The 26723-nt window shown below is 64.7% G+C and carries 25 protein-coding genes; 13 read left to right on the top strand and 12 right to left on the bottom strand.

The window, feature by feature from the left end; genetic code table 11:
• Positions 1-113 precede the first annotated feature (113 nt).
• From M3I53_RS19080 to M3I53_RS19065, 4 genes are all read left to right on the top strand, one after another.
• Positions 114-341: a hypothetical protein gene (locus M3I53_RS19080; protein ID WP_254317440.1), complete on the top strand. Its 228-nt coding sequence runs from the start codon at positions 114-116 to the stop codon at positions 339-341.
• Between the two features lie 190 nt (positions 342-531).
• Positions 532-930, top strand: coding sequence for a response regulator (locus M3I53_RS19075; RefSeq protein WP_309249529.1), 399 nt, complete (start codon positions 532-534; stop codon positions 928-930).
• Complete coding sequence (locus M3I53_RS19070) at positions 927-3365, top strand: PAS domain-containing sensor histidine kinase (protein ID WP_254317438.1); 2439 nt, start codon at positions 927-929, stop codon at positions 3363-3365. The genes M3I53_RS19075 and M3I53_RS19070 overlap by 4 nt, the downstream gene beginning before the upstream one ends.
• Before the next feature lie 232 nt (positions 3366-3597).
• Complete coding sequence (locus tag M3I53_RS19065; protein ID WP_254317437.1) at positions 3598-4365, top strand: response regulator; 768 nt, start codon at positions 3598-3600, stop codon at positions 4363-4365.
• A gap of 87 nt (positions 4366-4452) precedes the next feature.
• Here M3I53_RS19065 and M3I53_RS19060 read toward each other — a convergent pair whose 3' ends face one another.
• The 7 genes from M3I53_RS19060 to M3I53_RS19030 all read right to left on the bottom strand — a co-directional run bounded on the left by M3I53_RS19060 (position 4453) and on the right by M3I53_RS19030 (position 13094).
• Positions 4453-5454 carry a LysR family transcriptional regulator gene (locus tag M3I53_RS19060; RefSeq protein WP_254317436.1) on the bottom strand — a complete coding sequence of 334 codons (1002 nt, stop codon included), beginning with the start codon at positions 5452-5454 and terminating at the stop codon, positions 4453-4455.
• A gap of 364 nt (positions 5455-5818) precedes the next feature.
• Positions 5819-7915, bottom strand: a complete 2097-nt coding sequence (locus M3I53_RS19055; RefSeq protein ID WP_254317435.1) for an FUSC family protein — start codon at positions 7913-7915, stop codon at positions 5819-5821.
• 13 nt (positions 7916-7928) lie between these two features.
• Positions 7929-8528 carry an LUD domain-containing protein gene (locus tag M3I53_RS19050; RefSeq protein ID WP_254317434.1) on the bottom strand — a complete coding sequence of 200 codons (600 nt, stop codon included), beginning with the start codon at positions 8526-8528 and terminating at the stop codon, positions 7929-7931.
• Positions 8525-9898 carry a lactate utilization protein B gene (locus tag M3I53_RS19045; protein WP_254317433.1) on the bottom strand — a complete coding sequence of 458 codons (1374 nt, stop codon included), beginning with the start codon at positions 9896-9898 and terminating at the stop codon, positions 8525-8527. Before M3I53_RS19045 ends, M3I53_RS19050 begins: the two co-directional genes overlap by 4 nt.
• Positions 9895-10638 carry a (Fe-S)-binding protein gene (locus M3I53_RS19040; protein WP_254317432.1) on the bottom strand — a complete coding sequence of 248 codons (744 nt, stop codon included), beginning with the start codon at positions 10636-10638 and terminating at the stop codon, positions 9895-9897. Before M3I53_RS19040 ends, M3I53_RS19045 begins: the two co-directional genes overlap by 4 nt.
• A 31-nt stretch (positions 10639-10669) precedes the next feature.
• A complete protein-coding gene (cydB, locus tag M3I53_RS19035) occupies positions 10670-11659 on the bottom strand; it encodes a cytochrome d ubiquinol oxidase subunit II (RefSeq protein WP_254317431.1) in 990 nt (329 codons plus the stop codon).
• A 13-nt stretch (positions 11660-11672) separates the two neighbouring features.
• The gene (locus M3I53_RS19030) at positions 11673-13094 is read right to left on the bottom strand and encodes a cytochrome ubiquinol oxidase subunit I (RefSeq protein ID WP_254317430.1); all 1422 of its coding nucleotides are present in this window, start codon (positions 13092-13094) and stop codon (positions 11673-11675) included.
• 320 nt (positions 13095-13414) lie between these two features.
• Between M3I53_RS19030 and M3I53_RS19025 the strand changes: the two genes are divergently transcribed.
• Positions 13415-13660, top strand: a complete 246-nt coding sequence (locus M3I53_RS19025) for a hypothetical protein (protein WP_254317429.1) — start codon at positions 13415-13417, stop codon at positions 13658-13660.
• 78 nt (positions 13661-13738) lie between these two features.
• On the opposite strand, the gene M3I53_RS38220 is transcribed toward M3I53_RS19025, so the two are convergent.
• Positions 13739-15277, bottom strand: a complete 1539-nt coding sequence (locus M3I53_RS38220; protein ID WP_302057731.1) for a methyl-accepting chemotaxis protein — start codon at positions 15275-15277, stop codon at positions 13739-13741.
• A gap of 481 nt (positions 15278-15758) precedes the next feature.
• On the opposite strand from M3I53_RS38220, the gene M3I53_RS19010 reads away from it, so the two are divergent.
• From M3I53_RS19010 to thiM, 7 genes are all read left to right on the top strand, one after another.
• Positions 15759-16025 (top strand): LysR family transcriptional regulator, encoded by a 267-nt coding sequence (locus M3I53_RS19010; protein ID WP_254317428.1) that lies wholly within the window; start codon positions 15759-15761, stop codon positions 16023-16025.
• A 204-nt stretch (positions 16026-16229) separates the two neighbouring features.
• Positions 16230-17156 (top strand): LysR family transcriptional regulator, encoded by a 927-nt coding sequence (locus tag M3I53_RS19005; RefSeq protein WP_254317427.1) that lies wholly within the window; start codon positions 16230-16232, stop codon positions 17154-17156.
• Positions 17157-17518: 362 nt separating this feature from the next.
• Entirely contained in the window at positions 17519-18466 is a 948-nt protein-coding gene (locus M3I53_RS19000) for a cupin domain-containing protein (RefSeq protein ID WP_254317426.1), read from the top strand.
• A 122-nt stretch (positions 18467-18588) separates the two neighbouring features.
• On the top strand, positions 18589-19932 hold the full coding sequence (locus M3I53_RS18995; protein WP_254317425.1) for a chloride channel protein: 1344 nt from the start codon (positions 18589-18591) through the stop codon (positions 19930-19932).
• Between the two features lie 214 nt (positions 19933-20146).
• Positions 20147-21076, top strand: a complete 930-nt coding sequence (locus tag M3I53_RS18990) for an NAD(P)-dependent oxidoreductase (protein WP_254317424.1) — start codon at positions 20147-20149, stop codon at positions 21074-21076.
• A gap of 173 nt (positions 21077-21249) precedes the next feature.
• Entirely contained in the window at positions 21250-21447 is a 198-nt protein-coding gene (locus M3I53_RS18985) for a rubredoxin (RefSeq protein WP_254317423.1), read from the top strand.
• A 71-nt stretch (positions 21448-21518) separates the two neighbouring features.
• On the top strand, positions 21519-22304 hold the full coding sequence (gene thiM / locus M3I53_RS18980) for a hydroxyethylthiazole kinase (RefSeq protein ID WP_254317422.1): 786 nt from the start codon (positions 21519-21521) through the stop codon (positions 22302-22304).
• Positions 22305-22325: 21 nt separating this feature from the next.
• On the opposite strand, the gene M3I53_RS18975 is transcribed toward thiM, so the two are convergent.
• The 4 genes from M3I53_RS18975 to M3I53_RS18960 form a co-directional block, all read right to left on the bottom strand.
• Complete coding sequence (locus M3I53_RS18975) at positions 22326-23984, bottom strand: penicillin-binding protein 2 (protein WP_254317421.1); 1659 nt, start codon at positions 23982-23984, stop codon at positions 22326-22328.
• A 248-nt stretch (positions 23985-24232) separates the two neighbouring features.
• On the bottom strand, positions 24233-24949 hold the full coding sequence (locus M3I53_RS18970) for an LrgB family protein (protein WP_254317420.1): 717 nt from the start codon (positions 24947-24949) through the stop codon (positions 24233-24235).
• On the bottom strand, positions 24949-25356 hold the full coding sequence (locus M3I53_RS18965; protein ID WP_254317419.1) for a CidA/LrgA family protein: 408 nt from the start codon (positions 25354-25356) through the stop codon (positions 24949-24951). Before M3I53_RS18965 ends, M3I53_RS18970 begins: the two co-directional genes overlap by 1 nt.
• Positions 25357-25629: 273 nt before the next feature.
• A complete protein-coding gene (locus tag M3I53_RS18960; RefSeq protein WP_254317418.1) occupies positions 25630-25959 on the bottom strand; it encodes a DUF4148 domain-containing protein in 330 nt (109 codons plus the stop codon).
• Positions 25960-26347: 388 nt separating this feature from the next.
• Between M3I53_RS18960 and M3I53_RS18955 the strand changes: the two genes are divergently transcribed.
• A complete protein-coding gene (locus M3I53_RS18955; protein ID WP_254317475.1) occupies positions 26348-26707 on the top strand; it encodes a response regulator in 360 nt (119 codons plus the stop codon).
• Positions 26708-26723 lie beyond the last annotated feature (16 nt).

The following is a 26723-nucleotide window of genomic DNA, read 5'->3' as shown; positions in this document are numbered from 1 at the left end:
TGTGCGACGCATGCGAAAGAATCCTTTCCGTAGTGCTCACTTAATTAGGACGCCGCGACGTCTTATAGTTTTTCCCGTTGCAGCACGTTTTGCTGCTTGTCTGGAGTCCAGTCATGAAATCCCTGAAATACCTCGTTCTCTCACTGTCCCTCTGCGCCGCCGTCGCTCACGCTCAGGGCAACCAGCCTCAGGCCGCCGCCGCGAGCGCCCAGGCCGCGTCGAACAACGGCGCACAATCGGTGGCGCAGTCGGCGGGCCGCGCCGCGCCGGAACAGCAGGCCCCGAAGAAGGACGAATGCGTCGGTCCCGTGTCGTTCTGCAATATCTACTTCGGCAGCTGAGCGGCTTGAAGTCGTGCAGTCGACACCGCATGATGGCGCGGCACCGGGGCATTCCCCCGGTGCGTCGCCATGCGCGGCCGCTGCGCGCGAGGCTCGGCGGGAGAATGTTTCAGTTGTAATCTTGCAGTGTGCGGCCCGAAACCGGCGGCTAACCGCGCTCATCTAGCATCGTGTTGCCAGCCTGCGCTAGGTGCGCGTGGCGGCGAGGCAAGGGAAAACTGTGAGCGCGGACGAAATTCTTGTTATCGAGGACGATCCGGTGATGCGCGATCTGATCGTCGCGACGCTGCACGATGCAGGCTTCGCGGCGACAGCGTCGCTCGCTGGGCCCCATGCGGGCGCGCCAGCGCGGCTGCTGGTGGTCGACCTTGGCGAGCCCAAGACCGACGGCGCGGAAAGCCTGCGCGCCTTGCGCACGCGTCATCCCGATGCGCGGATTATTGCCATCTCGGGCCGTTTCAGGTTCAATGCGGCCACAGCGGCCTCCGTCGCGCGGCAACTGGGCGCCGACCGGGTGCTTGCGAAGCCGCTCGACTGCGACGCGCTCGTCGCCAATGTAAGACAACTCATGGGCGAACCCGTCCAGTGAAGCCTGCTGCGCGAACTCCGTTCACGCCGGACCCCGGCGGACCCGACGGTGCATACGACGGCTGGCCGATGCACAGCCGTCACCGCACGACCGTCGCGGGCGGCCTGCTGCTTGTCGCGCTCGTCTGCGTGGCCGCCTTCTACAACGTTCGCCAGGACCGGCAAACCAGCCTTGCCGCGGGCCAGCGCACGGTGGAACTCGTCGCGCGCCTGCTGGCGGACCAGATCGGCAGCACGATCGACCGTATCCCGGCGACGCTGCAGCACGAGGCCGACTTGAGGCCCGGCTCGACCGCCAATGACGCGTTCGCGGCCTTCGAGCAGCGGGCACGGGCGCGCATTCCGCAAATTCGCTCGCTCGCAGCTGGTGGCTGCGGGTTCGAGCACGACATCGTCGACGAGGCGCACGCAGGCGCCGCATGGGAACGCTCGTGCTGGCCGTCGACTGCGCAGGCCGCCGCCTCGCCGCCTGCCGGCGAGGCGACGTTCCCTCTGCTCGTTCGCCTCGCCGCAAAGAACGGACGGGGCGTCGTCCCGATCGTGGCCAACATCGACTGCGCCGCGCTGCTCGCCCGGCTTGCGGGCATAGCGCGCGATGAACACCTGATTATCACGGTGGCAGGCAAGGACGCCGCAAAAGGCTTTCGCTGCGCGGTGAGCGCTTCCTTTGGGCAAGAGGCGTTGAACGACTTCGAGACCGCGCAATCCGCGGTGCCGGGCTATCCGCTGACCATCGATGTAGGCCGTCCGCGCGCGGATATCCTGCGCGAGTGGCGCCGCAACACCTGGGCGACACTTGCGCGCACGCTGGCAATCTCGTCATTCGTTCTCGTGCTGCTGTATGTGATGGTGCGTCAGGTTCGCCGTCAGGCACTGGCCAACCGCGAACTGCGGGCCGGCGAGCAGCGTTGGCGCGCCGTGTTCGACGAGGCACCGGTGGGGATCGTGATGCTGTTGCCCCATCAGCCTTACATGGTCGCGAATCCTGCTTTCAAGCGCATGGTTGGCTATTCGCTGGATGAACTGCATCAACTGGCCCCCTCCGATATCACGCATCCCGACGACATCGAGCTCACGCGCGCGAAAGTCGCGGAGCTCGAGCGCGGCGAGCGCTCCACTGTCAAGTTCGAGAAGCGCTATCTCCACAGGGACGGCCGGGTGATCTGGACAGAAATCACCATCTCGCGGCTGTCCGAAACCGGCGCGCTGGGCGGGACGCTGGTCGCCGTGATCGACGACGTGAGTGCGCGCCGCGAGGCCGAGGCCGAACGCCTGAGACTGGAGGCGCAATTGCGCCAATCCCAGAAGCTCGAGGCGCTCGGCACGTTCGCAGGCGGCATCGCACACGATTTCAACAACATCCTCAGCGCGATTCTGGGCTACGGCGAGCGCGTCTTCCGCGCGCTCGGCGCAGACTCGCCGCTGCGGCGCGACGCCCAGCAGGTGCTCAACGCAGGCATGCGCGCCAGCCTGCTGGTGGAGCGGATTCTCGCATTCAGCCGCAGCGGCATGACGGCGCGGCTGCCGGTGCATGTGGAGCCGGTCCTCGTCGAGACCGTGGATCTCTTCAAGGCGAGCCTGTCGCCCGAGGTGCAGGTCGCTCTCCGGCTCGATGCGCCGCAGGCCTATGTGCTGGGAGATCCTACGCACCTCCATCAGGTGGTGATGAATCTGTGCAGCAACGCGCGTCATGCGCTGGAGGGGCGGGGGGCGATCACCGTGTCGGCGCGCGAAGTCGCTATTGGTGAAGCCCGCGCGCTGCATTCGGGCACGCTCCAGCCTGGCGACTACGTGTGCATTGGGGTCGCGGATTCTGGAGCGGGCATCAGCCCGGAGGTCGAGGAGCGGATGTTCGATCCGTTCTTCACGACCCGCAAGACCATAGGCGGAACAGGTCTCGGGCTTTCGCTCGTGGACGGCATCGTCAAGGAGTATGGCGGCGCGATCGAAGTGCGCAGCGAGCTCGGGAGCGGCACGCAATTCAACATCTATCTGCCCGTGTCGGCGCAGCGGCCGGCCGCGCCACCGGCGCCCGCCATCGAGGCGCATCGCGGAAACGGGGAAACGGTGCTGCTGGTGGACGACGAACGTGCGCTGGTGGAGCTGTGCGAGGATCTGCTGGCCGAACTCGGCTACGAGCCGCTCGGATTTTCTTCGCCGAGCGAGGCGCTGGAGGCGTTCCTCGCCGAGCCGCAGCGCTTCGATCTCGTGCTGACGGACCATGCGATGCCGGAAATGACCGGCATCGACCTGATCCGGCAGATCCGCGCGGTGCGCCCCGACCTGCCGGTCCTGCTCATGAGCGGTTACGGCACCCACCTCGTCGAGGAAGAGTCGCGCTCGCTCGGCGTACGCGCGGTGCTCAAGAAACCGGTGTTGCGTGCCGATTTGACCGAGGCAGTCACCGACGCCCTGACACGCGAGTCGTCGCGCTGAGCGGGGACCTCGGTCATTTGCGTGTCGCCCCGGTGCCGCGTGGGTGCCGTGGTGAAAAGCGGGATTCTGGCCTGATAAGAACCACTAATCATCCGCATTGCCCTCGAGGCATCGGGACATTGCGCGAAAGCGGGAGCAATCATCAGACGTATTGCGTGCCGGGAGGCCGGTCGCCGTGCGTCCCGATGCCGCTATAATTTGCCCGGTTAACCGAAGACTTGCGCGTTACGTTATGAACGAGATCAATCTTCCTCACGTACTTGTCGTCGACGACGATGAGGCGGTGCGCGATCTCATCGCCGCCTATCTGCGCGAAAACGAAATGCGCGTGAGCGTCGCGGCCAACGGCAAGCAAATGGCCGAGGCGCTGAAAGCGCATGCGATCGATCTCGTGGTGCTCGATCTGCGCCTGCCGGGCGAGGATGGCATCGAAATCGCACGCAGGATTCGCGAACAGTCCACGTTGCCCATCATCGTGGTGTCGGGCCGTCGCGACGAAGCGGACCGCGTGATGGCGCTGGAACTCGGCGCCGACGACTACCTGACCAAGCCTTTCAGTTCCCGCGAGCTGCTCGCGCGCGTGCGCGCACTGCTGCGCCGCTCGGCAGCCGCGGTTGCCGCGAGCGGGCGTCAGCTCGACGCGCGCGCATACCGCTTCTCGGGCTGGGAGCTCAACCTCGGCACGCGCAAGCTCACCTCGCCTGCGGGCGAGAACGTGCCGCTCACCAACGGCGAGTTCTCGCTTCTCAGTGCTCTTCTAGCTTCGCCGGGCCGCGTGCTGACGCGCGAACAGTTGCTCGAAGCGAGCCGGCTGTACGACGACGTCTACGACCGTTCGATCGACGTGCAGATTCTGCGCCTGCGCCGCAAAATCGAGGAGAACGCGTCGCGGCCGAAATACATCAAGACCGAACGGGGCGCGGGCTATGTTTTCTCCGTCGCGGTGGAAAGGCTGAGCAAGGCCGCCACCTGGGATGACGGCGGCGCGGTGGAGATTTGAGCGCGGCGCACCTGGTCCGTGGCGAGGCTTTCGTCACGCCCGGCGCGCTTCATTCGCCGGTCAGAGAGGCCGCTCCTCGTGGTCGGCTTAGGACATCGCGAGTGCGCCGTGTTCGGGCGTGAAAGCTGGGCGTGCCGGCTGCGAGTCGCGATTGTTGCTGAGGCTCGCGAGCACTGCTTGATCGCGTGCGAGCGCAGAGGGAAGATACTCGCGCATGTAGTCCAACCATGTCCGCGTTCTTGCGTCGACGTATCGGCGCGACGGAAAGAGCGCGCAGATGTCCTTGCTCTGCAGCGTGTATTCGGGCAGCACGCGCACGAGTGTGCCTGCGCGCAAGCCGGCGAGGGCCGAGTAGACGGGCAACGGGCCGATGCCCATGTGCGCGCGGATTGCCGCTGCCAGCGACTCGGCGATATTGATGCGAAGTACGCTGTTGATCGCGATGTTTTCGGTTTTGCCGCTGGCCGCCTTTTCGAGCACCCATTCGCGGGACGAGAACGTGGGTGTGCTGAGGGCGAGGCAGTCATGGTCGATCAGGTCGCCGGGATGCAGGGGCGTGCCGTGCGCGTTCAGATACCGTGGCGACGCGCAAAGGATGCTGCAGCTGGAACCCAGCCGGTGCATGACGATTTCCGAGTCCGGCAGGCCGGAGACCGCGAGAATCGACGTGTCGCAGGTGCCGTCGAACAGATCGGGCAAGGTTTGTGAGAGCTGCAGATCGATCCTCACTTCGGGGTACAGGCGGCGATACGCGTGGATGGCGGGAACGATGTAGTGCTGTCCGAAGCTCGCGAAGCTATGGACGCGCAACATGCCGCGGGCGAGACTGCCTGCCTCGGAGACCTCCTGCTCGGCTTCGTCGACTGCGCGTACGATCTCCCGGCAGTGGTCGAGGTAGGTGCGCCCCGCATCGGTCAATGCGATGCGGCGCGTGGAGCGCGTCAGCAGCCGGACTTTGAGGTGTTGCTCCAGTTCGCTGACTGCTCTCGATGTCGACGCCGCGCTCGACTCAAGCGAATCCGCCGCCGCCGTGAAGCTGCCCGTGTCCACGACGCGCACGAATGTCCGCATGTTCTGCAAGAGGTTCATAAACCGTATCCGAAGGCTGGAGGTTGGCGGCGCGTTCGGCCCCGGCGCAGTGCCGGCTTGCCCTGTGAATCGCCGCGAAGTGCCACGGATTGTGCGAGTGCGCCATTACTGCGTTGTTTCGCGCCGCCGCGGCGATGTTGCAATTGAAATCTGGCTTCAGGCGAGAGAGACGGGCGGTTGACGTTGATATCGCCCGATTTCGCCTGCAGCGAGCGCGTGCCCCCGGCTGCCTCCGAAATCGTCCACGTAGGCGAGGCCGCCGTCGATCAGACCACTGAGGGTCACCGTGCCCTGTGAACGGTCCTGGTATGGGCTGCGTCCGGATGGGTCGCACGCATAGCCGGAAAGCCAAGGATCGCTAGCCTCAGCGCAGCACGCGGGAGCGCAGCAGGTGCGCGACACACGCGCTTTCGCTGACTTCGCGTTCGATCTCGCGCACGTGGCATGACGATGCCCGAGGTCGCGAGTCCTCGCCCGGGTGCTGGAGAAGGTCGCCGGAGCAGGCATCGTGCGTGAGCCACGCGTGCGCCCTCTGGGCGAGTCCGGAGAGCCGTGCGCGTTCCGTGTCATCGAGCATCGCATCGACATATTCGAGCGGGCACAGCGCGCCGACCAGCGTTCTCAGACGCTGCATCAGCACACTGGCGCACGCAACCTGTTGATCCACGACCAGCGACTCGAATCGCGTGGCGCCGATCGTGGCTTCGAGCGTGTCGATATCGAGGCACGCGCGTCGCCGCAGCTTTCTGAGCGTTTCGCCCCCGCGCGGCACGGGCTGGGCGAGACGGCGCGCAACCGCGTCGAGATACGCGGCCGTGCCCTCCAGCGCGCGCGCCGCGCTGCTGCCGAGCCGATGGCGCTCGCGATCGGGCCAAGCGAAGAGGCTGACGACGAAGCCGACGAGCACACCCGCCACGCTGAGCTCGGCCCGCGCGATAGCCAGAGCCCAGGGCGCCCCGGCGGGCGTGCCGAGATGCGCGACCAGGATGAAGTGCGAGGTCAGGAACAGGATGTATGAGAAGTAGCTCACTGCGCGCGCCGCCAACGTTCCGGTGGCGAGCGGGAGCACAACGAGCGCGAGCAGCAGCGGGTCGTGAACCAGAAACGAAAGCGCCGTGGCCAGCACTGCGCCCAGCAGCGTCCCGCCGATGCGCAGCCCGGACACCTTCACCGTTTGCGAAAGCGTGGGCTGAAGGATGAACATCGTGGTGAGCGCCAGCCAGTAACCCTGTTGCAGGCCCGAGAGGCGTGCGAAGGTAACCGCGAGCATGGCTGCAACGGACAGGCGCGCAGCGTACCGGGCGTACGCATTGCGGGCGGCGAGTTCCGCGATCCGCGCGGTCAAACGGCCTGGGCGTGGACGCTCGGGCGGCGCCCCGCGTGCGCCTGCTGCGACTACCCGCGCAGCATGCATGCGCACGTCGCGAGCGAGCAGAACGGCGAGGCGCTCGAGGAGATCGAGATTGGCCCGCAGCCATGTCAATCCCTCGCCGGGCCCGTGGGTCGACAGCCAGGCCGGCTCACAGGCACGCAAGGTTTGTTGCACGCGCGCCAGGCGCTGCTCGACGACGCTCGGCAATGCGCCAGGACCGTCCCGCAAGTGTGCCGCACTCGCGTCGATCTGCAAGGCGAGCTGGACGTAGCCGGGCGCGAGGAGGCGGGCTGCTTCACGCCGGGCGGCATCGTGGCCGCCGGCGAGCAACGTTTCCAGGCCCGCGAGCAGGGCTATCGCCTGCTCCGCGTCGTCGACCCACCGCGTGCACGCCGAAGGCGCTTCGCCGCAGCAATTTGCGATGGCCGCCGTCATCGCATCGAGCTTCGTGCGCAGCTCGGCGCGCCCTTGTTCGAGGCGCGCCCGGTTGCCCTGGGCTGCATATCCGAGGCGGTTGACGAGCAAAGACATCGCATGAAGATACGCGAGCGTTGCCTGCTGCGCGCGCTTCGTGCGGCCGGTCTGCCAAAGGCTGCCGCCCGCGAGCGTCGCCCATACGCTGCCGACCAGATAGAAGCCGGCGTAGCGAGTAGCGGCGTCGATGCCATGCGCCGGGAAACAAGCGGATACTGAACAGGCCGTTGCGGTAAGCAGGCCGCGCAGGCCCGACGCCGGACCTCGCGCACGCACGGACGCGCCCGCGTAGGCGACCGCGCCGACCACGGCAATCGACAGGACGGGGAGCGCATGCGCCGCGATCGCGCAGGCCGACGCGAGCGCTCCGGCCACGCCGAACACGAGCCCCTTGCAATGGCGTTCAAAGCCGGGCCGGCCAGGTTCGTCTGCGAGGCACGTCCAGAACGCGGCGATCGCGGACCAGCACAGCAGCGGCATGTGCAGCGTGACGGCCAGCACGGCGGGCGCGACGCAGATCACGCCGCCCCGCAAGGCGTCCGCCATGGGTAGCTGGTGGCGGCCGTGGTGCCAGAAACGCAGCAGTTGGTCGCGGCCGCTCGCGAAGAGCTGCATTTTGCGGGTCCGGTTATCGTGCCGCGTTCACACGAGGCACGGAAATCACGGTCAGCGACCGGATGCCCTGCGCCCCGCGGATCAGCACGCCCTCGATATCCGCCGTCGCCGACGGCCCGCTCATGAGGCACGCGTAGCGCGCCTCGAAGAACTCCCGGCGGTGATAGGCGTGATGGAGGTTGTCGACGATATCGGACGGATCGACGAGCGCCACGAGATGCTGCGAGAGATAGCCGAGCGCATTGACGCGATACTCGTGCTCGCTCAGCCAGATCGAGCCAGTCTCCGCGACCGCGAAGGCGGGACGGACGATGCCCACGTCCACATCTTCGAGATCGTGTGGACGCTCCACGTCCTCGATTCGGCGGGTGCCCTCGACTTCCGGCACGGCCGAGCAGACCACGCGGGCCTGCGGGAAGCGCGAACGGATCAGGGCTTCGAGATCGCCGCTGGCGGGTGCATCGCACCAGGTGCCGCCAAGGCGCGCGAGCGACTTCTTGAACGTCTCGAGCGTGGGCGGCAGATGCTGGTCGAACAACGGCACTTCCGGCAGTGGACGCGGCGCGGGCGCCACTTCGCGAAGACGGGAGAGAATCAGGTCACGGCTGCTCATTTCTTGTTCCTCTTCAGGTACCAGTCACGGAAGGTTTCGGTCGGCGCTTCGGGCACCTCGCGTTGCTTGCCCCATTCGTTGAGCGGGTTGTAAAGAACGACGCGCGGCAGCGTTGAAACGGCCTTGTTGGCGGTTTTGACGGCGGCGCGGTAGAGCTTCGGGTGGGACAGCACCTGGCCCGCGACCTTCATCGCTTCCTGCTTGACGAATGGGAGCTCGTGCTTTTCGGCGATGATCTGCCGCCACTTGTAGATCTGTTCGTGAATGTTGATCTTCACAGGACAGACGTTGGTGCAGCTGCCGTTCATGGTGGATGCGAATGGCAGTGAGCTGTACTTCTTGAGGTCGTAAGTCGGGTTGATGATGGCGCCGATCGGACCGGAGTACACGCCGCCGTAGCTCAAGCCGCTGCTGCGCCGATACACCGGGCAGGTGTTCATGCACGCGCCGCACCTGATGCACTTGAGCGAGTACCAGAAGTCGTCCATCGCGAGGCGTTCGGAACGGCCGTTGTCGACGAGCACGAAGTGCATTTCGCCGCCCTCGCGCGGCCCACGGAAATGCGAGGTGTACTGGGTGATGGGCGAGCCTAGCGCGTTGCGCGACAGCATCCGGATAAAGAGGCCCAGGTGCTCCAGCTTCGGAATGAGCTTCTCGATACCGATGGAGGCGATATGCAGCGACGGCACGTTCGCGCTCAGGTCGGCGTTGCCCTCGTTCGTGCAGACCGTGATGCCGCCGGTTTCGGCCACGGCGAAATTGCAGCCGGTCATGCCTGCGTCCGCGTTCAGGAAGAGCGGGCGTGTGGCGTTGCGCTGGGCTTCGGCGAGCTTCGGAATGTCGGTTTCGTTCGGATCCGTGCCGAGCTTGTCGGCGAAGATCTTTGCGACGTCCGTCGCGAGCTTGTGGACGGCCGGTACGACGATGTGCGAAGGCATTTCGTCGTCGAGCTGCTGGATCTGCTCTCCGAGGTCGGTTTCCACGACGGTGATGCCGCGCTCCTCGAGATACGGGCGCATCTCGCACTCTTCGGTCAGCATCGATTTGCTCTTCACGAGAACCCGGGCGTTACGGCCGCTCAGGATCTCGTACACGATGCGATTGTGCTCCTCGGCATCCTTCGCCCAGTGAACCGTCACGCCATTGGCGGTGGCGTTGCGCTCGAACTGCTCGAGGTAGTCGGGCAGATGCGTGAGCGTGTGCTCCTTGATCGCGGAGGCGAGCGAACGCATTTCCTCCCACTCGGGAATACCGTGGACTTCGATGTCGCGGGCACTGCGCAAGCCCCACAGGCGCTTGTCGTGGAATTCGATGTGCTTTTCGTCCGCGATGAACTTCTTCGAAAAACCCACATGATCGACGCGTTTCATGCTCGTGCTCCGTTCAGGATCTGGGCGATATGGATAAACTTCAGGCCGAGTCCGAGGCGGTCCGCGCAGCCCTTCTGGTGCATCAGGCACGAGGAGTCGGCCGAGACGATGTACTCGGCGCCGTTGCGCTTGTGATCGCGCACCTTGTCCGCGCCCATGCGGGCCGACACGGGCGCCTCCGAGACACAGAACGTGCCGCCGAAACCGCAGCATTCGTCGGGCCGGTCCGGCTTGATGAACTCGATGCCTTTGACGCCGTTCAGGAGCGTCATCGGCTTCGAGAAGAACGGCCCCGCGATTTCCGACATGCTTGCCGTCTTCAGGCTGCGCAGCGTGCCGCAGCTGTTGTGCAGCCCCACCTTGTGCGGAAATTCGGCCCAGGGGAATTCGCGCACCTGCAAAACGTCGTGGATGAACTCGACGAGTTCGTAGGTGTTGCGGCGCACCTTTTGCGCGTCGCTGGTCTTATCGGCTGCCGTGAGGTTATCGCGGACATGGTGCACGCAGCTGCCGCTCGGCGCGACGATGTAGTCGTAGCCGGTGAAGTTGCGCACGAAGAGGTTTTCGGTGGCTGCGGCTTGTTTCTCGCAGCCGCTATTGCCCATGGGCTGACCGCAGCAGGTCTGGTCGAGCGGATAGTCGACGTCGCAGCCGAGGCGCTCGAGCAGCTCGAGCGTGGCGATGCCGACATCGGGGAAAAACGAGTCAATGAAACACGGAATGAATAGGGCGACCTTCATGGCAGCAGTCTCCTCAAACAAGATGGTCGGTTCAGTGATAGGCATGGTCGCTGGACACGCGGCCGCGGAATACCGCGTACGCCACGTAGGTGTAGGCGACGATGATGGGCAGGACGAAGAGACCGCCGCCCCAGAACATGAAGGTCTGGCTGGAGGCCGGTGCGGCCGCCTGGTCGATCGTGAGATCGAACGGAACGACGTAAGGCAGATAGGACGCCGCGAGCGTAACGAGGAGCAGCGCGCAACTGAGCGCCGCGAGGACGAAGGGCGTGCGTCCCTCGCCACGGCGCGCGGCGAGTGGCAGGCCGATCAGCGTGGCAAGGCTCAGCAACGGAAGAACGAAAAGCGCCGGGTGAAGCTGCCAGCGTGCTTCGATCACGTGGTGGTCGAAGAGCGTGGCGGCGAACATCGCCGCGAGAACAAGGACCGTCATCGGCGTCAGGCGGTTCAGAGCCGAGCAGCCAAACTGGCGCAGGTCGCTCTCGCCCTTGAGCACCAGCCAGCCGGCCCCGAGGAGGCCATAGCAGAGCACTGCGCCGAGACCACACCACAACGGGAACGCCGTGGCCCACTCGAAGCCGTTGCCGGCGTAGTGCATGTTCTCGACAGGCACGCCCCTGGCGTAGGCGCCGAGCGCGACGCCCTGCGCGAACGCGGCGAGCAGCGAACCTGCGAACAACAGCAGGTTCCACACCCAGCGCGAACCGTGCGCCTTGTGGCGGAATTCGATCGCAACGCCGCGCATGATGAGGCCGGCCAGCATGGCCGAGAGCGGTGCATAGAGCGCCGGGAGCGCGATCGAATAGATCGCCGGGAACGCCCCGAACAGAATGGTGCCCGCGATCACGAGCCAGGTCCCGTTGCCGTCCCAGACGGGCGAGATGGAGGCGACCATCTGGTCGCGCCGCGCGGCGCTTGCGGCGAAGCCGCTGAGAATCCCGACGCCGAGGTCGAAGCCGTCGAGCACGATGTAGGCGGCGAGGGCGAAGGCGAGTTCGACCAGCCAGAACCAGTCAAGCATGATTTTCTCCTGATCAGTGGTTGGACGACGAGGTGCGCGACGAAGCGTGCACGGCGCTCGTCTGCAAGCGCGGCTCGTACGTCTGCGGAATGACGTGCCCGTTCCAGACGGTGAGCACCTTGCCGCTGAAAACGCCGCCGCGAATGATGCGCAGGATGTAGTGGACGCCGAAGCAGAAGATGAAGCCGTAGACGGCCACGTACATGATGAGCGACGCGAGGGCGAAGTGAGCCGAGAGTCCGGGCGTCATCGCGTCCGCAGTGCGAAGCACGCCCCAGACCGTCCAGGGTTGCCGGCCGACTTCAGCGGTGAACCAGCCGGTGAGGACGGCGGCGAAGCCAAGCGGGAAGCTGAGGGCGACTGGCCACAGGAGCCACTTGCGTTCCTCCAGCTTGCCGCGCCGCGCCATATAGGTGCCGATCCAGGCGAGGGCCAGCATCAGCATCCCGCAACCCACCATGATCCGGAATGCGAAGAAGGGAACGAGGATCGGCGGGCGATCGGCGAGGGGGAAGTCCTTGAGGCCGACTTCGCGCGAATCGAGCGTGCTGGAGGCGATGAGACTGCCCAGCACCGGAATCTTCCATTCGTAGCGATTGCGTTCGGCCTTGACGTCGGGCACCGCGAAGATCACTTCGGCAGCCGGCTGTTCGTCGACCCAGCGGCCTTCGACGGCCGCGAACTTCACGGGCTGGTCGTCATGGATGTAGTCGCCTGTCAGGTGACCGAACAGGATTTGCAGCGGCACGAGCACGGCGGCAAGGCCAAGTGCCATGCGGAACATGACGGTGGCCTCGACGCGGCTCGTGTCCTTGAGCAGGTACCACGCGCCGACGGCCGCGACGCAGAACGCCGTGGTCAGATAGGCCGCGAGAAGCATATGCGGAAAGCGAACCCAGACGACGCTGTTGAAGACGATGGCGGCCCAGTCGGTTGGCACGTAGACACCGTTCTGCACGATATAGCCCACCGGATGCTGCATCCACGAGTTGTTGACGAGGATCCAGAAAGCCGAGAGCGTGGTTCCCAGTGCCACGAGCATGCATGACATCAGATAGAACCACGGCTTGACGCGGTTACGTCCGAACAGCATCACCCCGAAAAAGGTGGCTTCGAGCGCGAACGCCGTAAAGGATTCGTAGCTGAGCAGTGGGCCCTGAATCGGGCCGCTTGTGCGCGACAGCTCGCTCCAGTTGGTGCCGAACTGGAACGCCATGACGATGCCGGACACGACGCCCATGCCGAACGCGACGCCGAAGATCTTCAACCAGAAGTCGAACACGCGCCGGTAGACCGGGTTGCCGGTCGCGAGGCGCATGGCCTCGAGCACGGACAACCAGGCGGCGAGGCCGATGGTGAAGGACGGAAAGATGATGTGAAACGAAACCGTCGCGGCGAACTGTATCCGCGATAGCAGGAGTGCAGAGGCTTCCACGTGCTTGCTCCAGTCAGGTGGGGTTTGCTGGAGTTTGGGTCTCGCGTATTGCTGGCCGGTTGCGATTCGGCGCTCGTGCATTACATCCGTAACCGCTGGTGTAGCAAACCACGGTCGTAGTCAACGTGGCGCGGAGCCGCCTCGCGCACGCGGACGCCCTTTGCAGTGTGTGGGCCAGTTGTCAGGCGGCGCAATGGCAGACGCAGGTTACAGGCGTAACGGAGGACTCGGCCCTTGCAACGCATGCGAAACAACGCAGACCTATTATTCACGGGCACTGACCGACGAAGCCACTGCAAACCGTCGGCCGTACACGCTGAATGTCTATGAAAAGCGAAGGGAAAACTCCAAAGCCGCGCTCCCACGCCGCGCCGCGTCTGCGGCGGGCGCTGAGTCTGCATGAAATCGCCGTCCTGCTGCTGCTTGCGTCTGCACCTGTCGAGGCAACGGCAGGCACGCCCGATTATTTCGCGCTGCAGAACGCCGGGCTGGTGGATATCGTGGATACGCGCTTTGCGCTGAGCGACTCGGGCAAGGCGCTACTCCAATTGCTAGATGGCGTCTGAATCGTTGTCAGTCCGCGTCTCCGGCCCCGTATCGGTGCCAGGTCCGGCCCCAAGGTGTCAACATCATCGCCTCGCGCACTACCGACCGTCGAGCTTGAACACCTCCACGGAGTCGCGCAGGGCCTGGGCCTGTTCAGCCATCGACTGCGCGGCCGCAGCGGCCTCTTCAACGAGCGCTGCGTTCTGTTGCGTCACCTGATCCATCTGGCTGACAGCCTGGTTGACCTGTTCAATGCCCGCGCTTTGCTCGTGCGACGCCGCCGAGATTTCGCTCACGATGGCCGTCACCCGTTTGACGGACTGTACGACTTCCTGGATTGTGTTGCCGGCTTTCTCAACCAGTTGCGAACCGACACCCACGCGCTCCACCGATGCGCTGATGAGTTGCTTGACCTCGCGAGCGGCCGTCGCGCTGCGTTGCGCGAGCGTGCGGACCTCGCCGGCCACCACGGCAAAGCCTCGACCCTGCTCGCCCGCCCTGGCCGCCTCGACTGCTGCATTGAGCGCGAGGATGTTGGTCTGAAACGCGATGCCCTCGATCACGCTGACGATATCGGCGACCTTGGCGGAACTGTCGGAGATCTCGTGCATGGTCTCGACCACGCGGCCAACCTCTTCTCCGCCGCGCTCTGCGACCGCCGATGCGCTGCTTGCCAGCGCGCTGGCCTGGTGAGCATTGTCCTCGTTCTGCCGGACCGTCGCGGTCAGCTCTTCCATACTCGATGCCGTTTCCTCGAGCGAGGCCGCTTGCTCCTCCGTACGCTGCGACAAGTCGGTGTTTCCTGCCGCTACCTGCCCGGTGGCGGCCGCGATGGACAAGCCTGCTTGCTTGACTCCGCCGACGAGCGTCGCCAGCTTGCTGACTGCACTGTTCACCGACTGGGCCAGATCGCCGAGTTCGTCGTTGCTTTTCACGGCTATCTGGATACGCAGGTCACCCAGCGCCAAGGCATGCGCGCCGTCGACCACCCGCTGCAAGGGGCGAACGATGGAACGCGTCACCGCCGTGCACAGGGCCAATGCCACGACGAACGCGAGTGCGGCCGCGCCCCACAGGATGGCGCGGGCCATGTCATACGCGTCGCTGGTGCTTTTCGCGGCGCTGTCCATCAAGCCCTGGGCCAAATTCAGAAACTCATCTTGCTGCTGCAAAAAGGCGACTCGCAGCGACCTTGCCTTCGCGAGCGCCGCGCGCGCCGCCACAAGATCGTGCGCCGCCAATTGGGCAAACACGGGCTTCGTTGCTTCCCGATAAAGCTCACGCGCCTGCATCAGGCGGTCAAAGCTAGCGTGGCCGGCGGCCGTCGTGAGCAGACTAGGGATGGCTTGATAGATCGGGGGGAGCTGATCGCCAATTTCCTGCGCCTGTTCGAGGGCCGCTTGTTGAGCTTCAGGTGTGGGTTCGTCGAGCGCTGTGTAAAGCAAGACCGTCCGTTTGAGCGTCGCTTCTCGAATCGAGTTCACCAGTTTGAGTTCTTGGGCGCGAATGTTGACGATGGTTTGCGTCGTTGCGCTCATGCGCGCCATCTGCACGGTGGCTGTCACGCAAATCGCGAACAGAAAAGCCAGAACCACACCGAATGTGGCCATTAGTCGTGCACCAATCTTGAGCTTCATGCTTCATCACCTGTTTGAATTCGCGAGTGAATTGGCGGGGCTTATGGCGCGGTCCCCGGCCTTACGTCGGCGTGCACCACGAAAGGAGCGCACACGTTGATGGGGCGTTCATGCACGACGCGTGGTGCGATGACGCTTGCCGCGAAGATGATTCGCATCTGCGTGACGTATTTCGGATTTCGGCTCAGGTCGGTCGGCGTTAATGGCGCTAATTGCAAGGGAGTTTTCGACGAAATGGGCTTCTTGCTCGCGTGACTTTGTGCTCTTTGCTTCATTCGCCGATGTGTACTCGCGCTTCCAGCGTTGGCCGGCCGCGGAACGCCCGCAACAAAAAAGGAGTTTTGCGGCAGGAGGTGTATGCGCGTCCGGCCCACGGGTGACAGCATAGCCTTGGCGCCAGGTGTTGGCCGCCGGGTTTGCGCCGATAAGGCGGATAGTTGTCGCCGTAGCGGAAGCAATGCGAGCTTGGAGGACGCATGAGATGAACTACTATGCAGCGGTTCGAGCCTTTCTGCTGGTTTCCGAGCTGGGCAGCTTCAATCTCGCTGCACAGCGGCTGTCCATCGAGGCTTCCACGGTCTCCCGCTACATCGCCAACCTCGAGAGTGATCTGGGTATCGTCCTCTTCTATCGTTCCGCGCGGGGCGTCGAACTGACCGACAGTGGCGCCATGTTCAGAGAACGAGTGAATGTTGCCTTTCGGGCCGTCGGCGAGGCGCGTCGCGCTGTTTCAGACCGTGCGCGGTGATAGGGATGGAAGTCGAGCCTGCGTAGCTGACCGGGCAGATCTGCCTTCGGAGAAAATCAGCTTTGCAAAAAAGGGATAGCTTCGGCGTGCGCGGAGTCGTACACTCGGCTCGCAAGGCACCGTCGGTAGGCCGCTATCGCTCGTTCAAGACGGTAGCTGCGTTACGCCTGCCCCGGTGCGCCCCGTTTTCTGGACGCCGATCTGATGGACTATTTTTCCGCGATGCGGGCGTTTCGCTACGCAGCCGAACTGGGCAGCCTGAGTCAGGCTGCCGCGAAGCTCGGTGTCAAAACCTCCACCGTTTCCCGTTGCATCACCGACCTCGAACAGGATCTGGCGGTCGCGCTCTTCAACCGGTCCACACGCGGCCTGGTCCTGACCGAGGGCGGCCGTGTGTTCTACGAGCAGGCGCTGCAGGTGTTGAAGAGCCTCGATGAGGCACGGGCGGTCACGGCGGCCTTGAACAGCTCGCCGCGCGGCCTCTTGCGTGTGACCATGCCTGCTGCGTTCGGCAGGCGCCATGTCATTCGTCATCTGCCCGAGTTCATGGAGCGTTTCCCCAAGATCGACGTCGACGCCGTGATGACCGACGACGTCGTCAAGATCATTGACTCAGGCATCGATCTGGCGATCCGGATCGGCGCATTGCCCGACTCGCAGCTCATGGCGCGCCGGCTGGCGCAGCACCGCCGCGTCGTCTGCGCGAGTCCGCAGTACGTGGCGCGGTATGGCGCGCCGGCGTCTCCCGAGGAGCTGTCGACGCACGTGACGTTGCGCTTTCCGCTAGCCGCGGACGACCGCTGGATCTTCGTCGACCGGTCCGCCGGACCCGACGCCAGTCAAATCGCAGTTCGCATCGATGGCCGAATCCGCGCAGACGACACGGACTCGCTGCTCGACCTCGCCGTCGCCGGCTGCGGCGTCGCCCTGCTGCCAACCTGGGCAATCGGCGAGGCGGTGCAAGCCGGGCAACTGGTGAGATTGCTGCCGGAATGGGAGGTCCAACCCACGCCCGCAGTGCCCGCTATCTGGGCGGTCTATCCGCCCAAGAAGACAGTGTCGACGAAGGTTCGCGCCTTCATCGACTTCTATGCGGAGTTATTCAGCAAGGAAAGCTACTGGGAGCATTGAGCCCCGCCGCCACGCTCGGTCGTTGGTTCTTTGCATCGGCGGTGCACCGAAGGACCCGGCAGCGTTGAATGGACCTCGTCACATGCGTCTTCGCGACTTGCTCGCGCGACGTCATTCCTGGGCGAAGACCTGCAGTCCCCCCCGATCTGCTGAGCCTGATAGCCGCCGCCGATCCTGACAAAGCGTAACGCCGGCTCACCCGTGGCCTTATCCCCTCTGCGCAAAGCTGATTTTCCTTCGCCGCGGTTCTGGCCGGCCGGCAACCTTCCTATAGTGACGTTGACGCTGCGTTCTTCTGTCGCACACCGGACGCGGCGCACTGTGTCCCGAACCGTAGTTCAACGTTACTTAGGGTGCCTACCATGCTCGACAAAACCGCAGTTTCTACCGTTCGTCTCGATGACGAGGCCGCAACGCGTGACGCCCAATACTTCGAATACACCAGCTCGGCCAACCCGATCGGCGCGAAGCTGATCTCGCGCGTGCCATATCATTCGTTCCTCTCGGAACTCTACGACAGCGGCTCGACGCGTATCGTGCCGCTCGATCTCTCGAAGGCACTGGGCGTCGATTACCCGGCAACGGGCCCCGGCCTGCTGGCGAATTTCCTGCGTATCGAAGCGGGCGAGAAGCTTTCGGTCAATCCGAACGCCACGTCGCAGGTCTTTTATGTGCTGGAAGGCAGTGGCACGGTCTCGCAGGGCGACTCGGCGTTCAGCTTTGGCGCCGGCGACTTCTTCGCGCTGCCCGGCGGTGACGAGGCTGTGCTGGCCGCGGATGCCACGGCGCGCATCTACAACGTCAACGATGGCCCGCTGCTCAGCTACCTGGGAACCCGCGTGTCGCGCCAACGCTTCGCGCCCACGCTCTATCCGGCCGCGCGCGCAAAGGCTGAACTCGACAAGGTCGCGGCAGCCCCCGGCGCAAGCCAGCGCAACCGCATCAGCGTGCTGCTCGGGAACGCGAATTTTCCGCAGACGCGCACGGTTACGCACTCGATGTGGGCCATGTTCGGCGCGGTTGCGCCGCAATCCATGCAAAAGCCGCACCGCCATCAGTCGATCGCACTCGACTTCATTCCGGATTGCAAGCCTGGTGTCTACACGCTGGTTGGCACGGAAGTCGACGAGGAAGGCAACATCATCGATCCGGTACGCGTTGACTGGAAGCCGGGGATGGCATTCGTCACGCCTCCGGGGTACTGGCATGCGCACTTCAACGAGTCGGACGAAGCCGCCTACGTCATTCCGCTTCAGGATGCCGGTCTGCAGACCTACCTGCGCTCGCTCGACATTCGCTTTGCGCGCTAAGGCGTGACGCAAGCGGACGAGATGTTCGGCGCGCCGTTGAAAGCAGCCGCGCGAGCAGCGGTTGCGCGGCGCGCCCGCCTTGCGTGGCTCGTGCCATTCCATCGTTCCGATGCATTGCAGTGGTGACTTCAGGTTCCAGTAACGCGCTGCGCGGCTATGTGAAGTTTGTTGTGGCTAGCGCGCTCACCGGCGTAGGCGCCGGGCTCGGTGGCATGATGCTGGCGCTCTTGCTTCATGAAATCCAGCATCTGGCATATGCCTATAGCCTCTGTCGAATAGTAAGTGAGGAATCCTTTCTAAGCGGTGTCACTGACGCGTCGCCTGCGCGACGCTTCGAGGCGCTCGTGCTCTGCGGCCTCGTGGCCGGTTTCGGCTGGTGGGCACTCTATCGCTGGGGACGCCCACTGGTCAGCATCAAGCAGGCGCTGACTGCCGGCGCTCCTCGCATGCCGGTTCTGAGCACCATCGTGCATGCCTTGCTGCAGATCGTGACGGTCGCATTGGGCTCGCCTCTCGGGCGGGAAGTCGCACCGCGAGAGATCGGCGCGCTGTGGGGAGGCTGGCTCGCGCGGCAAGCGGGGCTGTCGCTCGCGGATCAGCGCGTTCTTGTGGCATGCGGAGCGGGCGCCGGGCTCGCAGCGGTCTACAACGTGCCATTGGGCGGAGCGCTCTTTGTGCTCGAAGTACTGCTGGGTAGTTTCGAATGGCGGCTCGCGGTGCCGGCCATCGTGACTTCTTCGCTGGCCGCGGTCACGGCATGGGTCGGGCTCGGCAACGAACAGCAGTACAGCGTTGCGCAACTGACGCTGGGAGCGCCGCTCGTCGTGTGGTCCACGATGGCAGGGCCGGTGTTCGGGGCGGCGGCGTGGGGCTTCGTCCGGCTCACGAGCGCTGCGCGTGCCCACGCGCCGAAGGACTGGCGTTTGCCTGCTCTTTCGGTGCTCAATTTCGCGGTGATCGGTGTTCTCGTGATCTACTACCCGCAGTTGGCGGGCAATGGAAAGGGCCCGGCAGGCCTCGCGTTCGACAGCCATCTCACCATCGGACTGGCAGCCACGCTGCTCGTGCTGAAAGTGGCAATCGAAGCGTCGAGTCTGCGCGCGGGCGCCGAGGGCGGCCTTCTAACGCCGGGGCTCGCGAATGGCGCGTTGCTTGCCATTGTGCTGGGCGGCCTGTGGAACATGCTCTGGCCGGGAACCTCCGCGGGCAGTTTCGCCATGGTCGGAGCGAGCGCCTTTCTCGCCGCCTCCATGCAAATGCCGCTTACGGCAGTCGTGCTCATGCTCGAGTTCACTCGCGTGAATCAAGATGCGCTGGTTCCGATGCTCTTGTGCATCGCGGGCTCGGTATCGACATTCAGACTGATGTCGAAGGCGCTGGCCGGGAGCGCGAGTCCGACGTCGAAGAGCCAGCGTGTGAGCGCGAAGCCCGCGCTCGAAAAGGTGCCTGCGCTTCACAACGAATGAGCAGCGCGGCGCATATTGCGCATTCGCTCAGGGGGGCGCCGGTCCTCCCATGCCTGCAAAACAGTCTTGTCGGGCCGGGCTTTCGGACGCGGCCTGCCTTCGACAACATGTAATCCATAGCGGCACAATGCGGCTCACATTCGCGCGAGCGGACGGTGGAGCTCAAGGCGAATCCGGCGGGACAAGCTGCCATTAATTTGATTTGGAGTATGAAATGGTTATGGTTTCAAAGCAGGATTCCCAGAACGGAAACGTCGAGTCCACAGCGAGCGTACCGGCCACGGTGGGCGTGGTGGGCGCGGGGAGGATGGGTGCGGCGTTCGCCGGAAATCTGATCGAGGACGGCTTGTCCGTGGTGGTGTTCGACCGCGACCGGGCATGCGCCGAGGCGGCGGTGAGCGGCAACGCTGTGGCGACTGACGACTGGGCAGCGCTCGCTGCATGCGACGTGGTCATCAGCATGGTGCCCGACGACGATGCGGCGAAGGAAGTTGGGGCGCATCTCTCGACGGTGCTCGCCAAGGGAGCCGTGCACATTTCGATGAGCACGATCAGCCCCGACGCGGCGGGCGCGCTTATCGACCTGCATCGCGAGCACGGTCAGGGATACGTGTCGGCCCCGGTTCTGGGCAACCCGGATCTCGCCAGGGCGCGCAGGCTCTATGTGCTCGCCGCTGGTGAAGGCGCAACGCTCGCGCGTTGCATGCCGGTGCTCGAACGGCTCGGCCAGCGCGTCTTTCCGCTGGGCGAGCAACCGGGGCTTGCGAACGCGTTCAAGCTCGCAGGCAATGTACTAACCGCAGCCACGATGCAGAGCATGGGCGAGGTGCTCGCGTTTCTTCGCAAGGCGGGCATCGATCAAAAAGCGGCCTTTGAGGTGCTGACCGAGTCGCTGTTCGACGGCAAGGTGCACAAGGCTTATGGCGGAAAGATCGTCGATGAGCGGTATTCCCCGCCGGGCATGACCGTGCCCCTCGCAGTCAAGGATTTGCGCCTCGCGCTGAGCCATGCCGAAAAGGTCGGGGCACCGATGCCCGTGGCGAGCGTCGTGCGTGATCGCCTCGTCGCGGTTTCGGCGCGCGGCTGGGACGCGCTCGACTGGTCGGCGCTCGGTAAGCTGGCTGCGTTCAGCGCCGGCCTCTGAGCCGACGTCGCGCGTTGTGGCGTGGCTACCGCGCGACTACCGCGCGACTCGCACCCGCGGCGGCTGGGCGGCGCCATGCGGCCTGCCGCCCGCAGCACCGCCCGCGAACGCGGGTGAGGGGCGTGTGGCAGCCAACAGCACGGCACTGATGCTTTCAACGAATTTGCAAGATCATGAATACGAGAAGCCCGGCGCACCCGCCGGCCGCGCGGCTGTGGGTGTGCATCATTTGCGGCTGGATCTACAACGAAGCGGAGGGCGTGCCCGAAGACGGCATTGCCGCTCAAACGGCCTGGGAAGACGTGCCGGAGGACTGGGTCTGCCCATTGTGCCGTGTCGGCAAGCGCGATTTTGAAATGGTGCGCCTGTAGCCCTTGGGGACAACCGGCCCCGGGAACGAAAAAGGCGGCATGACATAGCCGCTCGAAGAGACTTAGGAATCTTGAAGACTATTGCCTGGAACGACACGCCCGTGCGAGATGCGCTGGCGGCTTTAAGGCGTGAGCAGCCATTTGTTTACGGCCTCACCAACTACATTGCGGCCAGTCTGAGTGCCAATGTGCTCCTCGCGGTCGGCGCGGCGCCGGCCATCGGCGCCGCGCTCGACTGGCCTGCGTGCTTTGCGGCCGGCGCCCGTGCGCTATGGATAAACGGTGCCGCGCTCGTGAGCGACGGGCCGGATGCGCTGCGCGCCGCGGCATGCTCGGCCCATGGAGCAGGCACACCCTGGGTGCTCGATCCTGTTGCCGTTGGCGCGGGCAGCGCCGCGTACGACGAGACGATACGCTCGCTGTTGACGTACAAGCCAGCGGTTATTCGGGGCAACGCGAGCGAACTCATTTCGCTCGCGGGCGGCGCGGCGCCGGGCAAAGGCGTGGAGACGCAAGCCCGCTCTATCGACGCGCTGCCTTACATCCAGCGGCTCGCGCAGCAGACCTGCGCGGTCGTCGCGGTCAGCGGCGAAACCGACTACGTGACGGATGGCAGCGAAGTGGTTGCGATCGGTGGTGGCGACGCTCGACTTGCCCGTGTCACCGGCGCGGGTTGTAGCCTCGGTGCGCTGATCGCCGCGCTGCTTCCCGTGACGCCTGCCGCCATCCAGGCCGCGAGCGCGGCTCACGCGATCTATGCCGTTGCGGCAGAGCGTGCGGCTGGGGTGCGCGGCACCGGCAGCTTTGGCGTGGCCTTTCTCGACGCGCTCTCCGAACTCGACCCTCACGCAGCCTGAGTGTGCGGCGCGCGCTTGCGGCTACGTGTCCTGACGTTTCCCGTCTTTCATGACCTGGCTCACTGGCTTGTCGGGCGCGAGACCGAGCACCTGGACCGCTATCTGCGCGATGCGCGCGAACACCGGGCCCGATACGTCGCCGCCAAAGTGCCGCGCGCCCTTCGGCTTGTTGACCGACACGGCGATGATGAGCCGGGGCTCTCGAATGGGAAGAATCCCGACGAACGACGCGCGGTAGGCGCTGTGGTCGTAGCCATGGGCCGTGGCGGTGTACGCCGTGCCCGTCTTGCCGCCGACACTGTAGCCCGGCACCTGTGCCTGCGGGGCGGTGCCCCCCTTCGCGACGACGCTCTCCAGCATGGCGCGCATCTCGTCGGCCGTGCGCTGCGTGAAAACGCGCGTGCCGGCGGGCAACAGGCCTGAACGCTTGTATATCGAGAGCGGCATCATGGTGCCGTCATCGACGAAGACCGTATAGGCCTGGGCCAGCTGGACCAGCGAGACGGAAAGCCCGTAGCCGTACGACATGGTCGCCTGCTCGATGCGCCGCCAGTGCCGCCATGGCCTCACGATTCCGGGGGCGGCACCGGGGAATCCCAGCGCCGGACGATGACCGAGGCCCAGCGAGTCGTACATGCCCCAGATTTCCTCAGGCTTCATCGTCAGCGAGATCTTCGTGGCGCCGATATTGCTCGACTTCTGGATCACGCCGGCAACCGTGAGCGTGCCGAAGTTCGCATCATCGGTGATCGTTGCGCCGTCGAGCAGCAAGCTGCGATTGGTCTGCACGAGCGAATCCGGGCTCACGCGCTGCAAATCGAGCGCAAGCGATACCGTGAACGGTTTCATGATGGACCCCGGTTCGAAGACGTCGGTCACGGCGCGATTGCGCAGCGCCGCGCCGCGCAGTGCGGTCCGGTCGTTGGGGTCGTAGCTCGGGTAATTTGCGAGCGCGAGGATCTCGCCGGTCTTGCCGTCCACCACCACGGCCGAAGCGTTTTCGGCACCGCTTTGCGTGACCGCATCGCGCAAGGCCAACCACGTGGCGCTCTGGATGTGGCTATTTAGTGCGAGGCGGATATCCGTTCCCGGACGCACCGGCGTGATATCGCCGAGATCCATCACGACGTGACCCACGCGGTCGCGCACGACCAGCTTTTGCCCATCCTCGGCGCGCAGCGTGGCATCGGCCGCGAGTTCGATGCCGTCTTCTCCGTTGCCGGAGAGTCCTGTGAAACCCACGTCCTGCGCCGTGACCTCGCCTTCCGGATAAACGCGTTGGTATTCGGGGCTCGCATGGATGCCAGGAATGCGCAGCGACTCGACCTGATCGGCGACGCTCAACGGAACGTCGTGCTTCAGGTAAAAGAATGAACGGTCATGGTCGATGGCTGCGTTGATCCGCTGCGGTGCGAGGTCCAGCAGGCGGGCAAGCGTTGCAAGCTTGCCGGGCGGCAGGTCGTCGGGCACTGCCGTTGCGTCGATCCAGATCGCCTTGACGGGTACGCTCGCCGCCAGAACAGCGCCGTTACGGTCCAGGATGCGCCCGCGCTGCGCGGGCACGTCGATCACGTGATCGACGCGCGAGTCTCCCTGCCGGCGATAGAAGCCATTGGCGGCGACCTGAATCCAGAACGCGCGCACGATGCAGGCTGCAAACGCCACAGTGATGAGCGCCATCACAATCGTAGAGCGTCCGCGGTGGGTGGTGCGATTGAGCACCGGGCTTTGATCAAAGGGGAGGTGGCGGGGCATGCGTGATCGGTAGGCCAGTTGGGCGTGCATTGGGCAATACGCCCGCCCGGTGCGAAGCCCGGGCGTGGATGCGAAATTACTGGCGCAACGCGTGGGGCGCAATGGCCGATGCGGGAAATCAGCTTTGCGAAATGTGGCCAGCCCGTCCTACTGATATGGATAACGAATGAATGTCACTTCATCGGCCAAAGCATGACGAGGAGCGGCACGACGAGTGCGGTGACGAGACCATTGAGGCCGATGCCGATGGCCGCAAAGGCGGCGGCGAGCCCGCTCAGCGGCGCAACCTGAGCAGCGGCGACGCCGCTGCCCGCGACGCCGGCGGCGAGACCGTGCGAACGCCAGTCGTCAACGCGGAACCAGCGCAGCACCGTGCCGCCGATCACGGCGGCAACGATGCCGCCTGCGATAGCGAGGGCAGCCGTGAGCGCGGGCACGCCGCCCACTTCCTGGGCGAGGGCCATCGCGATGGGCGTCGTGACGGACTTGGGCGCCATCGAAAGCGCCACCTCCCGGCCGCCGCCGAGGAACCATACGATGGCGACGCCGCTCACCGTCGACGTGAGCGATCCGGCGAGCAAGGCGAGGCCGAGGCCATGGAGGCTGCGGCGGATATGAGCCAGATTGAGTGCAAGGGGGATCGCGAGCGCCACCGTTGCCGGGCCGAGGAGGAAGTTGATGAACTGGGCGCCGGCAAAGTACGCCTCGTAGTGAGTGTTCGTCGATTCGAGTATCGCGACAACAATGACGATCGCAATCAGGACTGGATTGGCGAGCGGCGATTTCCGGCATACGCGCTGGACGAGGAGGCCGATCGCGTAGGCGGCCAGCGTCAGCGTCAGCCACAGCAGCGGCGTCAGGGCGAGCGGGGTCCATAGGTTGCGGAACATCAGTTGGCCTCCTCCTGACTGCCGGCGGTGCTCAGCTCGCGCATTTCCGAGCGGCGCATGATCCGGTGCATGACGACTCCCGTCACGACGAGCCCAAGCACCGTCGAGACAATGAGTCCCGCCACGATCGGAAACCATTCGCGTCGCAGCACGCCCAGCTCCGCGACGATGCCAACTCCCGCCGGCACGAACAGCAGCCCCATATTCGAAATCAATGTCGTCGCCGTTTGCTCGAGGGCGGATGGCTTGTCCGCGGTGGGGGCCAGCCACCGGCGCGCCGGGCCGATGAGCGCGAGTGCGAGGAGGAACATGCCGATTACCGGGCCCGGCAAGGGCAAATGCAGAACACGTCGCAGCACTTCGGCTATGAGTTGCGTTCCGACCAGGATGGTCAGTGCGAATGGCATGAGTGGGCTCTTCCGTTCAAGGTAGCGGGAATGGCATTGCTCGTGGATTTCCGGATTGCAAGCTCCAACGTATGGCGCGACGAAGTCATCCGAAAGCCGGACCGTCGAATTGACCTTTGCGCAAAGGGGCTTGACGGATCCGGAAGCGTTGCCGCAAGCGGCCATAGCGCCGCCGCCGCTGAAGCGCGACCCTGCCGCCGGGCTTGCTCGTCCCGCCATTTAATAGCGCCTGGCGGGACCCTCTCCGCGCTACCGGGGCCTGCCACGCAGGGCTCAATGGTGTAGGTAGATCGGGGGAGAGTACGACGACACTTCGACATCGTGCATTTGCCCTGTTTGCGCCTGCCCGGCGCTCGACGTCCCGCTGGCGCTTCCACCGTATCCGCTTGCCGCACTGTTCATTTTTGCGACCTTTGCTTCGGCAGCCTGAATGTCGTCTGGGTAGTGCGGATCCGAGCCTGCGCCAGGGCGCCATCCGGTGCTCTCGAGTTGCACGAGTTCAGCGCGCACTTGCGCGCGGGTGATTGGGCCGTTCGATTGCGCGAATGAAACGATCGGGAAGATGAGCGTGGCGAGCGCCATGGCGCGGGTAAGCGATTTCACAACGATTGACTCCGTAAATGTGGCTGGCGATTGATGTCCAGATTCGACAGCCCGAGTGTAGGGAGATCGCTCTGGATGTTTAACCCCCATGCCGCAAAGGAATTTTTTCGACAAGGAATGGAATTGCGTATCCGCGCTATGGATCCGGATGCTCCATGGGCCCGGCTTCCGGTTAATAAGGAAACCGTTGGAATATCGCCCTGCGCCGCGAGCGATCCGGAGTCGTAGCGGATCTCACGCCTGTTGCATTTGAAACCAGGGGGCAGTCTGACGAAAGATCTCCGAAACAGGCATCTGTTGAGATGACATGTGGGTGATGGGAATCCGCACTGCCAATGTGTGACAACAGTAAAGGTCGATGGTGGAAGATCGAAAGAGGGTCCTGGTGATGGAGGACGACGTGTCGATGCGGGCGCTGCTCTCGCTTACGTTGCGAGACGCGGGCTACGACGTCGTGGAGGCGACAAGCGCCGGCCTGCCCGACTTTCGTCCGGGTCCGGTCGATCTTGCGGTGGTCGATATCAATCAGCCAAAGGCGATGGATGCGAAGCGAATCGCTTGCGTTCGGCGTTGCTTTCCTTCGGTACCCGTAATCGCGATCTCTGGCTATTTTCCGACACAGGTTCACGCCACGTCGATGCTTGCCCGCCGGTTGGGCGTGGAGCAGGCGCTGGCCAAGCCGTTCAAGCGCGAAGTCTTGCTGCAAGCCGCTGCGGCGTTGACCGCAGGGGCGCGCGAATCGCGCTGAGCGGCCGCCGCGCGGC

Origin of the sequence: Paraburkholderia sp. CNPSo 3272, from assembly GCF_024206495.1 — a bacterium.
Classification (GTDB): domain Bacteria; phylum Pseudomonadota; class Gammaproteobacteria; order Burkholderiales; family Burkholderiaceae; genus Paraburkholderia.
The sequence above is the reverse complement of the archived record's forward strand: the minus strand, read 5'-3'. Positions and strand labels throughout refer to the sequence as shown.

Excerpts from the sequence above, each read along its gene's own strand:
- M3I53_RS19080 (WP_254317440.1), top strand. The coding sequence starts at position 114 with ATGAAATCCCTGAAATACCTCGTTCTCTCACTGTCCCTCTGCGCCGCC.
- M3I53_RS19065 (WP_254317437.1), top strand. The coding sequence starts at position 3,598 with ATGAACGAGATCAATCTTCCTCACGTACTTGTCGTCGACGACGATGAG.
- M3I53_RS19060 (WP_254317436.1), bottom strand. The coding sequence starts at position 5,454 with ATGAACCTCTTGCAGAACATGCGGACATTCGTGCGCGTCGTGGACACG.
- M3I53_RS19055 (WP_254317435.1), bottom strand. The coding sequence starts at position 7,915 with ATGCAGCTCTTCGCGAGCGGCCGCGACCAACTGCTGCGTTTCTGGCAC.
- M3I53_RS19050 (WP_254317434.1), bottom strand. The coding sequence starts at position 8,528 with ATGAGCAGCCGTGACCTGATTCTCTCCCGTCTTCGCGAAGTGGCGCCC.
- M3I53_RS19045 (WP_254317433.1), bottom strand. The coding sequence starts at position 9,898 with ATGAAACGCGTCGATCATGTGGGTTTTTCGAAGAAGTTCATCGCGGAC.
- M3I53_RS19040 (WP_254317432.1), bottom strand. The coding sequence starts at position 10,638 with ATGAAGGTCGCCCTATTCATTCCGTGTTTCATTGACTCGTTTTTCCCC.
- cydB (WP_254317431.1), bottom strand. The coding sequence starts at position 11,659 with ATGCTTGACTGGTTCTGGCTGGTCGAACTCGCCTTCGCCCTCGCCGCC.
- M3I53_RS19025 (WP_254317429.1), top strand. The coding sequence starts at position 13,415 with ATGTCTATGAAAAGCGAAGGGAAAACTCCAAAGCCGCGCTCCCACGCC.
- M3I53_RS38220 (WP_302057731.1), bottom strand. The coding sequence starts at position 15,277 with ATGAAGCTCAAGATTGGTGCACGACTAATGGCCACATTCGGTGTGGTT.
- M3I53_RS19010 (WP_254317428.1), top strand. The coding sequence starts at position 15,759 with ATGAACTACTATGCAGCGGTTCGAGCCTTTCTGCTGGTTTCCGAGCTG.
- M3I53_RS19005 (WP_254317427.1), top strand. The coding sequence starts at position 16,230 with ATGGACTATTTTTCCGCGATGCGGGCGTTTCGCTACGCAGCCGAACTG.
- M3I53_RS19000 (WP_254317426.1), top strand. The coding sequence starts at position 17,519 with ATGCTCGACAAAACCGCAGTTTCTACCGTTCGTCTCGATGACGAGGCC.
- M3I53_RS18990 (WP_254317424.1), top strand. The coding sequence starts at position 20,147 with ATGGTTATGGTTTCAAAGCAGGATTCCCAGAACGGAAACGTCGAGTCC.
- M3I53_RS18985 (WP_254317423.1), top strand. The coding sequence starts at position 21,250 with ATGAATACGAGAAGCCCGGCGCACCCGCCGGCCGCGCGGCTGTGGGTG.
- M3I53_RS18975 (WP_254317421.1), bottom strand. The coding sequence starts at position 23,984 with ATGGCGCTCATCACTGTGGCGTTTGCAGCCTGCATCGTGCGCGCGTTC.
- M3I53_RS18970 (WP_254317420.1), bottom strand. The coding sequence starts at position 24,949 with ATGTTCCGCAACCTATGGACCCCGCTCGCCCTGACGCCGCTGCTGTGG.
- M3I53_RS18965 (WP_254317419.1), bottom strand. The coding sequence starts at position 25,356 with ATGCCATTCGCACTGACCATCCTGGTCGGAACGCAACTCATAGCCGAA.
- M3I53_RS18955 (WP_254317475.1), top strand. The coding sequence starts at position 26,348 with ATGGAGGACGACGTGTCGATGCGGGCGCTGCTCTCGCTTACGTTGCGA.